We start from the raw sequence: 12,217 nt of genomic DNA, 5'->3' as shown, positions 1-12,217 counted from the left end.
TCGCTGCGCTCGGAATGACGGCGTATGTTGAGACCGCGGAGACTAACCCGCCAGATAGCGCTCGTAGCTTCCCTTTACCGGCTCGCTCGCATCGACTTCCGGATCAAGCGTATAGAGATCCTGCGCACGGCCGATGCCGCGCAGCGCGTAGCGGCCGGTGGAGACGAGGTAGCGGCGACCGGCGGCGTCGAGGCCCTTGTAGAACTCCGACGAAGCCAGCAGCTCGCGATCGACAGAGCGGCTCATCGAAGCGATGCGGCTGACCTCGTTGACGGTCGGGCCGACCACGGTGAAATCAAGCCGGTCCTCGCTGCCGATATTGCCGTAGAAGACCTCGCCGACATGCAGGCCGATATAGGCCGACGTGGTCGGACGGCCCTCCGCCGCCCGCCGCTCGTTCAGCGCGGCGACGTTCTTGCGGAACAGGTGCTCGGCGCGGAGCGCCGCACGCCGCGCATCCGCCATGTCCTCGCCCCAGAACATCGCGAGCACGCCGTCGCCGATCAGCTTCAGCACGTCGCCGCCGGCTTCGTGGATCGGATCGATCACGGCCTGCGCATAGTCGTTGAGGAATGGAATGATCTCGTCGGGACCGATGCTCTCGCTGATCCCCGTCGAGCCGCGCAAATCCGAATACCACAGCACGGCGTTGATGCGCTCGGTGACGCCGCGCGAGATGCGCCCGCGCAGCACCTGCTCGGAGGCGTCACGGCCGAGATAGACCCGGCCGAGCGTGCGCGCGATGTCGACCTGCTGCGCCGACTTGATCGCAAGCCCCAGCACCGGAACCAGATCGCGCAGCGCTTCCAGCTCCAGTCCGGAGAAACCGCTCTCGCGGCGGGTGGTCCAGCAGGAATAGAGGCAATCCATCAGGCCGAGCGCGCCGTTCTCGCCGAAGCGGTGGACGAAGGCGAGATAGTGCTTGTGGCCCTTCTCGGCGAGCTCGCCGATCTGCGAGAAATCCATCGACGGCGCATCGGCGAGATCGATCACCATCTCGTCGTCGCCATTCTCGAGCATGTGGAAGAACACCGAGCGGCGCCAGCTCTTGGCGGCGTCGCCGTCTGCGGTCGAGCCGTATTCGAAGGCATCGCTCTCGTTGCTGGGACGATCGCTCCAGCGGAAGCCGCGGCCCTCATAGATCGGATGCAGCGTGTCGATGACGACGAGGCCACGCGACAGTTCCAGCCCCTCGGCGCAGCAGCGCTCGCAGAAGCCGCGGAGCAGTTCATTTTCAGGCAGGCCCGTGAGCCCCTGGCCGGTCAGCCAGTTCATCAGCGAAAGGCGCGAGGTCAATTGCATGCGCCATTATGGCGTGCATTCGTGACGGGCGAAAGGCGCAAGCCACGCGTAAGCCGAGCGCGAGGTTCCCCCTCCCGCGCAGGTCGAATATGCCGCAGCCCCGGTTGACGCACTCGCCGCGCGGGCGGCAAATGCTCATGATGATGACGTTGCCGGCCAGAATCGGAAGCATGCGCAGATGAGCCAGCGCCAGCTTCCGATCATCCTGGCGCTCGGCACCACGCAGACCCTGGCCTGGGCCTCCAGCTATTATCTGCCGGCGCTGCTCGCCGACCCCATGGGGCGCGATCTCGGTGTCTCCTCCAACTGGATCTTCGGCGCGTTCTCGGCCGCGCTGGTGATCTCGGCAATGCTCGGCCCGCGCATCGGACGGCAGATCGATCTCGTCGGCGGCCGTCAGGTGCTGTCGGCCTCCAACCTGACCATTGCCGCCGGCCTCGTGCTGCTCGGCCTCTCGCAGTCCGTGACGGTGATGGCGATCGCCTGGCTCGTGCTCGGCATCGGCATGGCGATGGGACTCTACGATGCCGCCTTCGCCGCTCTGGGGCGCATCTACGGCACCGAGGCGCGCCGGCCGATTACCGGCATCACGCTGATGGCGGGGTTCGCCTCCACCGTCGGCTGGCCGCTCACCGCCTGGGGCCTCGCCCATATCGGCTGGCGCGAGACCTGTTTTGCCTGGGCCGCTGCCAACATTCTTATCGGCCTGCCGCTCAACTTCTTCATGCTGCCGGCCATCAAGGGCGCCAAGCAGGCGGCGGCCACGGCCGAGAAGCCGCATGTGCCGCTCGACCGCACCATGATCTTGCTTGCCTTCATCTTCGCGGCGGTCTGGACCGTCACCGGCGCGATGGCCGCGCATTTCCCGCGCATCCTGGAGACGACGGGGGCCACGCCGGCCGAGGCGATCGCGGCCGGCGCATTGATCGGCCCGGCGCAAGTCGGTGCCCGCATGCTGGAAGCCGGCTTTCTCAGCCGCTTCCATCCGCTGTGGTCGACGCGGCTCGCCTGCCTCACCCACCCGGTCGGTGCCGTGATCGTCGCTATCTTCGGCGGCGCTGCGGCGAGCGCGTTCGCGTTGTTCCATGGCTCCGGCAACGGCGTTCTGACCATCGCGCGCGGCACGCTGCCGCTGTCGATCTTCGGCCCGAAGGATTTCGGCTACCGCCTCGGCATCATCGGCGCGCCGGCACGGATGGCGCAGGCGGTGGCGCCGCTCGCCTTCGGCCTGCTCATCGACCTCATGGGCGCCAAGGTGCTGATCGTCTCATCCGCGCTCAGCCTCTCGGCACTGGCCGCGCTGTTCCTGATCCGCGCCGGGCGGCGGCCGGATTGACCAGACCTGAGCTTTCGCGCACAAGCGGTCCATGAGCGACGACAACAGCCCGCCACGCACGTTCAAAGGCCTCTTGCGCTGGGCGACCACGCCGCCACAGGCCTGGGGCGTCTATCTTCTCGCCGTCCTGCTGGTCTGGCTGCTCTCGTTCTACGCCGGCACGCTGAAGCCGAAGAAGACGCCGGAGACGAGCCCGCCGATGGCGACCGCGCCGAAGAGCTAGGCCGGCTTCGCTTCGCTGGTCGCAATCCAGATCCCCGCGAACACCGCAACCAGCCCGATCAAAAGGTTTGCCGTGATCGGCTCGCCGATCAGCAGCGCGGCCAGCACTGTGGCGGCGATCGGATTGACCGTCATGGTGTTGGCGACCCGGGTCGGCGTCGCCCGCGCCAGCGCCATGACCCAGAGGATGAAGGCGAGCGCGCCGCCGCCGGCGCCGAGATAGATGCCGGCGATCCACTGCCCCGTGGTGAAATGATCGAGCGCCGCAAAGCTGCCCGTCACGAAACCCGCTAGCACCAGCACCGCAGCGCCCGAGCCCATGCCGACCGTGAGGAAGCCGAGCGCGCTGGAACGCTGCATCAAAGGGCGCGACAGTACATTGTAGAACGCCATGCAGAACACGGCCGCGGTCATGATCAGCTCGCCGCGCCACGCGCCCGGCGGACTTTGCGCGAGGCCCGCGGCGAGCGCCGCCGCGACGCCGAGCACGGCGATGCCCACGCCCGTCATCTTCCGCACCGTCAATTGCTCCACGCCGAGGATTGCGCCAACCACCATGGTGTGGAGCGGCAGCGTCGCCAGCGCGAGACTTGCGCGCGCCGCCGTCGTGTAGGACACCGCGATATTGTAGAGGATGAAGAACAGGCCGAAGAAGCAGATGCCGAGCAGCACGACTGCCGGCCAGTCGGATCGCTGCGGCCAGCGCACGCGAAGCAGCAGCGCGCATGGTAGCAGGCAGAGGAAGCCGATCCCCCAGCGCAGGATCGCCAGCAGAACCGGATCGGCCCCGCCGACGAGATAGCGGGTGATCGCCGCCGCGGTGCCCCCTAAGCTGCTCGAGACAAGCGCGATCGCAACCCCGAGCCACTCCCCCACGCATCGTCTCCCATTCCGGAGCTTTTGCGGGCAGTTAACACACACCCCTGCTGCCGCCGGTGTGGCAACAGCGAGCTAGGGTGCACTAGTCGTAAAACTCCGGCGCCATCTTCTGGCTGTCGCGCTGGGCCTTGTCGTGGTTGATCCAGAGCTGCGCCTTCTCCTTGGCCAGCGTGTCGGCGATCTTCTGCATCGAGGCCGCGCTCTGGTCCTTGTCGACGTTCATGCTGGGCACGCGGCGGTTGTCCCAATTATCCCTGAAATGCACCGCATCGCCCGACAGCACCACCGCGCCGGTCTTCGGCAATTTCACCAATAGCGACTGGTGTCCGGGGGTGTGGCCGGGCGTCGACAGGATGGTCACGCTGCCGTCGCCAAAGACATCCTTGTCGCCCGTGAGCAGCTCGGCCGGGTGCGAGGGCTTGAAGCGCGGCGTGTTGTTGGCGCCGGGCCAATCATATTCCGCCTTCTGTACGTAGAGCACAGCCTGCGGGAACAGCTCGACATTGCCGGTATGGTCCGGATGCGTGTGCGAGACCGCCATGGCCTTGACGTCGTCGGGCTTGATGCCGAGCTGCTCGAGCTGGGCTGCAAGGGTCTTCGGCCGGCGCCAGGTGACGGCCTTGGGATCGGCCGGTACCAAGCCGTTCGGCATGGCCGCGACGGCATCGGCGATGCCGGTGTCCCACAGGAACCAGCCCTTGGCGTGCTTGATCAGATAGCAGGTGTCGACGAAGTCCATCGCCTTGCCTTCGTTCAGGCCGGGCGTCCAGCGCGAGATGTCACCCGCGGTGCCCTCCCCGCAATTGAGCACGTAGAGTTTCTCGACGCCGGTCTTGTCCGATTGCGCCAGCGCCGCAGGGTTTGATAGCGCCAGTGCAGCCATGGCAAGAGCGAGCCTGGTCATGCGCATCATCGGTCCTCCCATACTGCCATGCTGGCTGCGATCGAGTATCAACCCCGGCTGCGCAGCAGAATTCCGGCCCCTGTCAATGCGGACAGGTCTCGACCTCGACCGTGACGTGGCTGAGGCCCTTCAACCCCGCCAGCCGCCGCTTGTAGATGGCCGGCTGCTTCGGCTTGTCCGACACGACCGAGAGCAGCACGGCGCAGTGGCCGGGTCCGACCTGCCAGAGATGCAGGTCGGTGACGCGATCCTCGCCGACCTCCATGCGGGCGCGGATCACCCGCTCCAGCTTCTCGTCGGCGCGCACGTCGAGCAGCACCGCACCGGATGACTTGATCAGGCCGAATGCCCAGCTTCCAATCACAATGCTGCCGATCAGGCCCACCGCCGGATCGGCCCAGACCCAGCCCGAATACATGGCGACGGCAAGCGCCGCGATCGCCAGCACGGACGTTGCGGCATCCGTCATGACATGGACGTAAGCCGCGCGGAGATTGTTGTCGTGGTGATGATGATGGTGGTGATCATGGTCGTGGCCATGATCGTCGTGGTCATCATGCGCATGGCCATGACCGTGATGGTGATGATCGTGGCTGTCGCGCAGCAGCCAAACACTGGCGAGGTTGACGCACAGCCCGAGAGCGGCCACCGCGATCGCCTCACCATAGACGATCGGCACCGGGTTGATCAGCCGCAGCACGCTCTCGTAGGCGATCTCGACTGCGATCAGGCCCAGGATGATCGCACTGGCGAAGGCGGCAAGATCGCCGAACTTGCCGGTGCCGAAGGTGAAATGCGCATTGCCCAGATGCCGCCGCGCGAAGCGATAGGCGAAGGCGGCAATGCCGAGCGCCGCCGCATGCGTGCCCATGTGCCAGCCGTCGGCGAGCAGCGCCATCGAACCGAACAGCGAGCCGGCGACGATCTCGCCGACCATCATGACCAACGTCAGCACCACCACGAACCAGGTGCGCCGCTCGTTCTCGTCGTGCTTCTCGCCCAGGAAGGCGTGGTCATGGGTCCATTGTTCGATGGAATGGGAATGCATCGAATTCTCCAGAAAATTCAGGTCCGTTGGCCTGCAATATAGACGGCAGGCAGCAATTTTCTAAGGTCCAATCGTCCCGCGGATTGACAGTGCTTCTTAGTTTCGCTGTAATCTGTGCCATGGGGATTTGAGCGATCTCCCCACGAGGCGACAGGCCCAAGCATCGCGTCCCGTTTAGTTCTTGCGAGGACGCATCATGTCTACATTCACGACCATATCATCCGACAAAATGGCACGCCTGATCGGCACGGCGAACGCGCCTGTTCTGATCGATGTGCGCACCGAGCAGGATTTCGCCGCCGACCGGCGGCTGATTCCCGGCTCCCTCAAGCTCAGCCACGACAACGTGACGGACTGGGGCGGCGCCTTCGCCGGCCGCCGCGCCGTGGTCTCCTGCCTCCGCGGCGAGAAGCTCGCGCAAGGCACCGCGGCCTGGTTGCGCCAGCTCGGCGCGCAGGCCGAGACGCTGGAGGGCGGCTTCGAGGGCTGGAAGGCCGCCAAGCTGCCGCTGGTCGACGCCCGCAAGCTGCCGCCGCGCGATGCCAAGGGACGCACCGTCTGGGTGACGCGGGCGCGGCCGAAGGTCGACCGCATCGCCTGCCCGTGGCTGATCCGCCGCTTCGTCGATCCGGGCGCAGTGTTCCTCTATGTCGCGCCGTCCGAGGTGGTCGCCGTCGGCGAGCGCTTTGGCGCAGCGCCCTTCGACATCGAGAACGTGTTCTGGAGCCACCGCGGCGAGCTCTGCACCTTCGACGTGATGATCGAGGAGTTCGGCATCGCGACGGCGCCCCTGCTGCGCCTCGCGACGCTGGTGCGCGGCGCCGACACCGCGCGACCGGACCTGGCGCCAGAGGCGCCCGGCCTGCTCGCAGCCTCGCTCGGGCTGTCGCGCATGTATGACGACGACCTCGAGCAGCTCGAGGCCGGCATGCTGCTCTATGATGCCTTCTACCGCTGGTGCCGCGACGCCACCACCGAGACGCACAACTGGCCGACCAACAAGGTGAAGGCGTAATGGACGTTCGCGCCGATCAAACGGGAGCTGATGCCGGTCACGGCATCAGCTTCAACGAAGCGTTCCGCGTCTGGCTCCGTGTCGCCTGCCTGAGCTTTGGCGGGCCCGCGGGCCAGATCGCGGTGATGCACCGCATCCTGGTCGAGGAGAAGAAATGGATTTCCGAGGGCAGGTTCCTGCACGCGCTGAACTACTGCATGCTGCTGCCGGGACCTGAGGCACAGCAGCTCGCGACCTATGTCGGCTGGCTGATGCATCGCACCGCCGGCGGGCTGATGGCGGGCGGACTGTTCATCCTGCCCGGCATCATCGCCATCATGGGCCTCAGCTACATCTATGCCGCCTTCGGCAATGTCAGCTTCGTCGAGGCGCTGTTCTTCGGTCTCAAGGCCGCCGTGCTCGCCGTCGTGGTCGAGGCCGTGGTCCGCGTCGGCAAGCGCGCGCTGAAGAACCGCATCATGGTCGCGCTCGCGGCCGCGGCCTTCGTCGCGATCTTCTTCTTCGCGGTGCCCTTCCCGATCATCATCATCGCCGCAGGCCTCATCGGCTATGCCGGCGCCCGAAGCGGCCGGCCGGAATTCGCGCCGGCCGGTCACGGTCATGGCGGCAGCGGCGCCGCGATCGACAGCATGCTCGGCGAGGCCGCGCCCGATCACATCCGCCCCAACACCGCGCGCACGATCCGCGTCGGTGCAGTATGGCTGGCGCTTTGGCTGGTGCCGGTTATCGCGCTGCTCGTCGCCTTCGGCCAGGCCAACGTGTTCAGCCAGATCGCGCTGTTCTTCTCGAAAATGGCGCTGGTGACGTTCGGCGGCGCCTACGCGGTGCTGGCCTATGTCGCCCAGCAGGCGGTCGAGCATTATCATTGGCTGAAGCCGCACGAGATGCTCGACGGTCTCGGCATGGCCGAGACCACCCCCGGCCCGCTGATCATGGTGCTGCAATTCGTGGGCTTCATGGCGGCCTATCGCGACCCGGGCGGACTGTCGCCGATGCTGGCGGCAACCTACGGCGGCCTGCTCGCGACCTGGGTCACCTTCACGCCCTGCTTCCTCTGGATCTTCGTCGGCGCGCCCTATATCGAGCGCCTGCGTGGCAACACCGGCCTCGCCGGCGCGCTCAGCGCGATTACAGCTGCCGTGGTCGGCGTGATCCTCAACCTCTCGATCTGGTTCGCGCTGCACACCCTGTTCCGCGAGACCGTGCCGGTACATGCGTTTCCGCTGAACTTCGACATGCCGGTGCTGAGAAGCGTCGATGTGCCGGCGCTAGTGCTGGCGATTGCGGCGGCCACCGCGATCTTCCGCTTCAAGCTCGGCATGCTGACGGTGCTCGCGGGCAGCTGCGCGGCGGGCGTGGCGCTGCGGCTAGCGGGAGTCATCTGATGCCAGGGATGTGACCAATCGTGAGGCCAGAATGGGTTGGAACGCCGCGGCCGAACGCCAGCTAAGCAGGCGGGGCGTTTGGAGACACAGCGATGCGTTTCATTCTGGCTTTAAGTCTTCTGATCACCTTGGGTGGCGTTGCCGACGCGGCACAGGTGCATCACACACACCGGCGGCACGTGACTGTCCATTCCGGTCAGGGCATGATCCCGCCAGGTGCCGCTTCAGGTTTTGCCTACGCGCCGCCTCCATCGGCGCCCCACGGCGCCACTGAGCCGTATTTTGGCGCCTCTCAAGGTTACGCGCCCGGCGAAAAGGAGCGGTTTCTCCACAGCGTGTTCAGTCCATAAAGAGGCCGTACCACCTTGGGCGGGCCCGTTGTGCGACGGACGCCGTGGGAAAGCTGCTGAGTTGAACCCGCAGCTTCCCGTTCTTGAAGTCACACGGCGAGGATGTTGTTACTTTCGGGTTGGATCGTTGGAGCCGCCGGGACGGATGGTCTGAGGGCCGCCCTGGCCGGTACCCGCGCCATTGCCACTGCTGGTACCTGCGCTGGATCCCGTCCCAGTGCCGGCGCCAACACTGCCCGCCCCTGTTCCACCCGCCGCGCCGCTCGTTCCGCTCCCCGAGCCGCCGCTGGTTCCTCCAGCTCCGGCGCTGGCGCCCGCACCTGCGCCGCCCGCTCCACCTGCGCCTCCCGCGCCTCCTCCTGCCTGCGCATGAGCGAACCCGATCGACGCGCCGGCAAGCAACGCACACATGGCCACTGAGAAGATTGTCTTTCGCATTGTTCAAAACTCCGATTGACGATGACATGCCAATCAAAGCGGCGCGCAAACGTTCCTGAGGACCTTCGTCCCAAGCTTTCGACATTCGTAGGAACGATGTTGCGCAACGTTGAATTAATTCCAGTCCCGCGGCCACTCCACGCACCCTTCCGCGAAGCGCGCGTGACTCATCCCAATGCGGCTTGAATTCTGACCGCCGACTACCGCATCATCATCCGCGCGATTGCTTCCCCGATCACCACCGTGGTGAAGTGCGTGTTGGCGCGGCAATCGGACGGCATGATCGAGGCATCGGCGACGCGCAGGCCGCTGATTCCCTTCACGTTGCCGTCGGGGTTGACCACGCCATCCGCGTCGCCCACGCCGCTCATGCGGCAGCTGCCGGCAGCATGCTGGATGTCGCCGGTCTCACGGCGCAGCACGGCGTCGAGCTCGTGATCGGGCAGGCCGGCGGCCTGCAGCAGCGTCAAATCCGTGTCGGCGAGCCTGATCCAGTCGGCAATCCCTGACAGGGCCGGCTGCGAGGTGATGACGGCGAGGCGTTTCACCGCATCCATCATGCGCAGCATGTCGCGGGGATCGGCCAGCATGTTCTCCTCGACGACGGGATCGATTGCAGGATCGGTCGAGGCCAGCTTGAGCGTTCCACGCGAATAGGCGTTGAACAGCCCGGCGCCGATCGCGCCGGGCACGCCGATGCCGCGATGATTGAACGCAATCAGAATCATGTCGCGCTTGCCGCCATTGGCGAGGCCCGAGGAATAGGTCACGCAGCAATTGGTGTGGCGCGTATCTGCATCGGTGGGACGAATCTCCTCCCGCAGCTGGATCGTGGCACGAAACAGCGGATGGTCGAAGAAATGGCGGCCGACCGGCAGCTCGCGTTCGACCTTAATCCCCATCGCCTTCAATTCCTCGGCCGGGCCGATGCCCGAGCGCAGCAGGATCGCCGGACTGTGGATGGCGCCGGCGCACAGCACGATCTGGCGTGCGCTGATCTCGTGGGTGCCCTGCCCCTCGATATGAACGCGGACGCCGGTCGCCCGTCCGTCGCTGATCAGCACGCGATCGACCAGCGCATGCCCGCGGATCTCCAGATTGGCGCGCCCGCGCGCCGGCTCGAGATAGCCCTCGTTGGTGGTGATGCGGCGCAAGTTGCGGCTGTTGATGGGATAGCACGCAACGCCCTCGCCATCCGGACCATTGACGTCGGCGCACCAGGGATAGCCGCTCGCCAGCGCCGCATCGCGCAAGCCCCGGTCGATCGGGCCCCATGTCTCCGGCGGCGCGCGATAGACCGGCAACGGCCCGCCGCGTCCGTGTCCCTCGGCGTCACCGAACTGCAGATCGTCCTCGATCACCGAGAACAGCGGCATCACCTCTTTCGCCGACCAGCCGGTGCAGCCATTGGCCGCCCATTCGTCGAAGGCATCGGCAACACCGCGGATCGCGATCTGGCCGTTCATCATCGACGAACCGCCGAGCCCCTTGCCGCGCCAGTAGAAGCGCGGCTCCTGCCCCGCGACGCGGCGCGTCAGCAGATCGGGCCACTGCCATTTCTCCTGGTACTCGCGCTTGTGGATGATCGGGATCGGATTCGGCGTCCTCACCTCCCAGGGCGCCTCGTCAGCGCGCCAGTCGCGCCCCGCCTCTAGCAGCAGCACGTGCCGTGCCGGATCCTCGGAGAGCCGCGCGGCAACGGCGGCGCCAGCGGAGCCACCGCCGACAACAATGACATCGTACATCGCCTTACTTCTCAACGTTCCAGAACACCGGGATGGCGGACGGTATCAGACCGCGCAAAGTCGCGCGATAGGCGGCCGGCTGGGCGAACTGCCCCCACGGGATTCCGGGCGCCTGGTCGTACATGACGGCCTGGATCTCGCCCGCGATCTTCTTCCGGTCCTCCTCGGCCGGCGCCTTGGCGAAGGCTTCCATCAGCGGCGTGATGCGCGCGTCGCATTGCCAGCCGGTGAAGTCGGCACAGTTGAAGGCGACCATGACATTGGTCAGCGGCGAGCCCAGATCGAAGCCGCCGGCGTGGACGCCATAGACGCTCCAGCCCTCCTTCTTGGCGCGGCGCGCCAGCACGCTCGCCCAGTCCATCACCTGCAGATCGACGTTGAAGCCGGCAGCCTTCAGCCGCTCGGCGAGCACCTGCGCCGAAACGCGCGGGGCTTCGAGGTCGTTGGCCTGCATCACGACGACGGGCTCGCCGGCATATTTGGTCGCCTTCAGCGCAGCCTTCGCTGCTTCGATCGAGGGCTTGGCCGCCGCTTCCGTGCCGGCCTTGCTCTCGTAGGTGGTGCCGCAGGTGAAGTAAGTCGCGCAAGGCGTGGCGTACTTGGCGTCGAGCCCGAGCGCATCCAGCACTTCGCGCTGGTCGACCAGCTTCCACAGCACGCGGCGGATTTCCGGATCATCGAACGGCTTCGAGGCGGCGTTGAGACGATAGGCACCGGCGAACATGTTGCCGCCGGTGAAGTTGACGAGCTTGACGCGCGTGTTCTTCTCAAGCTGCGGCAACAGATCGAACGGCGCGTACTGCATGAAATCGACTTCGCCGGCCTGCAGCGCAGAGGCGGCGGTCGCACCATCGGGAATGACGCGGATCTCCAGCGTGTCGACATTGACGCGCTTGCCGCCGGCCAGGAAGTCCGCGGGCTCGGAGCGCGGCACATAGTCGCCGAACTTCTTCAGGATCATGCGGTCGCCGGTGCGGTGTTCGGCCTTGCTGTAGACGAACGGTCCGGAGCCGATGATCTCGGCGATACGCTGGTCGCCCGGCGTCTTCGCGATGCGCTCGGGCATCATGAACGCGACCGGGCTGACGGGATTACCGAGTGCGTCGATGACGAGGCCGGACGGCTCCTTCAGCGTCAGCACGAAGGTTGTCGCATCGGTCGGCTCGAGGGAGGTCGTGATCGCAAAGATGCGGCGGCCGAGCGCGCTGCGCGTGCCCCAGCGACGCAGCGAGGCCACGCAATCGGCTGATGTGACCGGCTGGCCGTCATGCCATTTCAGGCCGTCGCGCAGCGTGAACGTATAGGTCAACCCGTCGGGCGAGACCTTCCAGTCCTGCACCATTTGCGGCTTGATGTCGCCCTTGGAATCCTTCGCAAACAGCGTGTCGAACACCATGTAGCCGAACGTGCGCGAAATATAGGCCGTGGAGAAATGCGGATCGAGCGTGACGATCTCCGCCTCGAGCACCGCGACGAGATTGCCCGCCGCATGCGCAGGCGCCGCCACCAGCGCGAGGCCGAACAGCGCCGGAATGAAAGCCTTCAGTTTGAGCATTGGGATGTTTTTGCCTTTCGACCAGCCGTTTGCAGTCG

At 66.1% G+C, this 12,217-nt stretch carries 11 protein-coding genes; 5 read left to right on the top strand and 6 right to left on the bottom strand.

Going from position 1 to position 12,217, the window contains the following annotated elements:
* Window positions 1–42 precede the first annotated feature (42 nt).
* Window positions 43–1,302, bottom strand: coding sequence for an adenylate/guanylate cyclase domain-containing protein (locus tag ACNJYD_RS17095; RefSeq protein WP_439367078.1), 1,260 nt, complete (start codon window positions 1,300–1,302; stop codon window positions 43–45).
* Between the two features lie 178 nt (window positions 1,303–1,480).
* On the opposite strand from ACNJYD_RS17095, the gene ACNJYD_RS17090 reads away from it, so the two are divergent.
* Together ACNJYD_RS17090 and ACNJYD_RS17085 are read left to right on the top strand one after the other, a co-directional pair.
* Window positions 1,481–2,638, top strand: coding sequence for an MFS transporter (locus tag ACNJYD_RS17090; RefSeq protein ID WP_439367076.1), 1,158 nt, complete (start codon window positions 1,481–1,483; stop codon window positions 2,636–2,638).
* A gap of 31 nt (window positions 2,639–2,669) precedes the next feature.
* A complete protein-coding gene (locus tag ACNJYD_RS17085; RefSeq protein WP_260379397.1) occupies window positions 2,670–2,861 on the top strand; it encodes a hypothetical protein in 192 nt (63 codons plus the stop codon).
* Here the strand turns inward: ACNJYD_RS17085 and ACNJYD_RS17080 are convergent.
* The 3 genes from ACNJYD_RS17080 to dmeF all read right to left on the bottom strand — a co-directional run bounded on the left by ACNJYD_RS17080 (window position 2,858) and on the right by dmeF (window position 5,691).
* Complete coding sequence (locus tag ACNJYD_RS17080; protein WP_439367074.1) at window positions 2,858–3,736, bottom strand: DMT family transporter; 879 nt, start codon at window positions 3,734–3,736, stop codon at window positions 2,858–2,860. The genes ACNJYD_RS17085 and ACNJYD_RS17080 overlap by 4 nt on opposite strands.
* Before the next feature lie 85 nt (window positions 3,737–3,821).
* Entirely contained in the window at window positions 3,822–4,649 is an 828-nt protein-coding gene (locus ACNJYD_RS17075; RefSeq protein WP_439367072.1) for an N-acyl homoserine lactonase family protein, read from the bottom strand.
* A 76-nt stretch (window positions 4,650–4,725) separates the two neighbouring features.
* Window positions 4,726–5,691, bottom strand: a complete 966-nt coding sequence (dmeF, locus tag ACNJYD_RS17070) for a CDF family Co(II)/Ni(II) efflux transporter DmeF (RefSeq protein ID WP_439367070.1) — start codon at window positions 5,689–5,691, stop codon at window positions 4,726–4,728.
* Between the two features lie 196 nt (window positions 5,692–5,887).
* Here dmeF and ACNJYD_RS17065 point away from each other — a divergent pair, with 196 nt between their 5' ends.
* From ACNJYD_RS17065 to ACNJYD_RS17055, 3 genes are all read left to right on the top strand, one after another.
* Window positions 5,888–6,706, top strand: a complete 819-nt coding sequence (locus tag ACNJYD_RS17065; protein ID WP_212255118.1) for a chromate resistance protein ChrB domain-containing protein — start codon at window positions 5,888–5,890, stop codon at window positions 6,704–6,706.
* Entirely contained in the window at window positions 6,706–8,091 is a 1,386-nt protein-coding gene (gene chrA, locus ACNJYD_RS17060) for a chromate efflux transporter (protein WP_439367068.1), read from the top strand. The genes ACNJYD_RS17065 and chrA overlap by 1 nt, the downstream gene beginning before the upstream one ends.
* Before the next feature lie 92 nt (window positions 8,092–8,183).
* Window positions 8,184–8,441: a hypothetical protein gene (locus tag ACNJYD_RS17055; RefSeq protein WP_172783436.1), complete on the top strand. Its 258-nt coding sequence runs from the start codon at window positions 8,184–8,186 to the stop codon at window positions 8,439–8,441.
* A gap of 638 nt (window positions 8,442–9,079) precedes the next feature.
* Here ACNJYD_RS17055 and ACNJYD_RS17050 read toward each other — a convergent pair.
* The gene (locus ACNJYD_RS17050; protein WP_439367066.1) at window positions 9,080–10,624 is read right to left on the bottom strand and encodes a GMC family oxidoreductase; all 1,545 of its coding nucleotides are present in this window, start codon (window positions 10,622–10,624) and stop codon (window positions 9,080–9,082) included.
* 4 nt (window positions 10,625–10,628) lie between these two features.
* A complete protein-coding gene (locus ACNJYD_RS17045; RefSeq protein WP_439367064.1) occupies window positions 10,629–12,179 on the bottom strand; it encodes an ABC transporter substrate-binding protein in 1,551 nt (516 codons plus the stop codon).
* Window positions 12,180–12,217: the final 38 nt, after the last annotated feature.

Source organism: Bradyrhizobium sp. SPXBL-02, from assembly GCF_051853065.1.
GTDB lineage: Bacteria > Pseudomonadota > Alphaproteobacteria > Rhizobiales > Xanthobacteraceae > Bradyrhizobium.
Note: the sequence above shows the minus strand (reverse complement) of the source record. Positions and strands in the feature narration are given on the sequence as shown.

Excerpts from the sequence above, each read along its gene's own strand:
- ACNJYD_RS17095 (WP_439367078.1), bottom strand. The coding sequence starts at position 1,302 with ATGCAATTGACCTCGCGCCTTTCGCTGATGAACTGGCTGACCGGCCAG.
- ACNJYD_RS17090 (WP_439367076.1), top strand. The coding sequence starts at position 1,481 with ATGAGCCAGCGCCAGCTTCCGATCATCCTGGCGCTCGGCACCACGCAG.
- ACNJYD_RS17085 (WP_260379397.1), top strand. The coding sequence starts at position 2,670 with ATGAGCGACGACAACAGCCCGCCACGCACGTTCAAAGGCCTCTTGCGC.
- ACNJYD_RS17075 (WP_439367072.1), bottom strand. The coding sequence starts at position 4,649 with ATGCGCATGACCAGGCTCGCTCTTGCCATGGCTGCACTGGCGCTATCA.
- dmeF (WP_439367070.1), bottom strand. The coding sequence starts at position 5,691 with ATGCATTCCCATTCCATCGAACAATGGACCCATGACCACGCCTTCCTG.
- ACNJYD_RS17065 (WP_212255118.1), top strand. The coding sequence starts at position 5,888 with ATGTCTACATTCACGACCATATCATCCGACAAAATGGCACGCCTGATC.
- chrA (WP_439367068.1), top strand. The coding sequence starts at position 6,706 with ATGGACGTTCGCGCCGATCAAACGGGAGCTGATGCCGGTCACGGCATC.
- ACNJYD_RS17055 (WP_172783436.1), top strand. The coding sequence starts at position 8,184 with ATGCGTTTCATTCTGGCTTTAAGTCTTCTGATCACCTTGGGTGGCGTT.
- ACNJYD_RS17050 (WP_439367066.1), bottom strand. The coding sequence starts at position 10,624 with ATGTACGATGTCATTGTTGTCGGCGGTGGCTCCGCTGGCGCCGCCGTT.
- ACNJYD_RS17045 (WP_439367064.1), bottom strand. The coding sequence starts at position 12,179 with ATGCTCAAACTGAAGGCTTTCATTCCGGCGCTGTTCGGCCTCGCGCTG.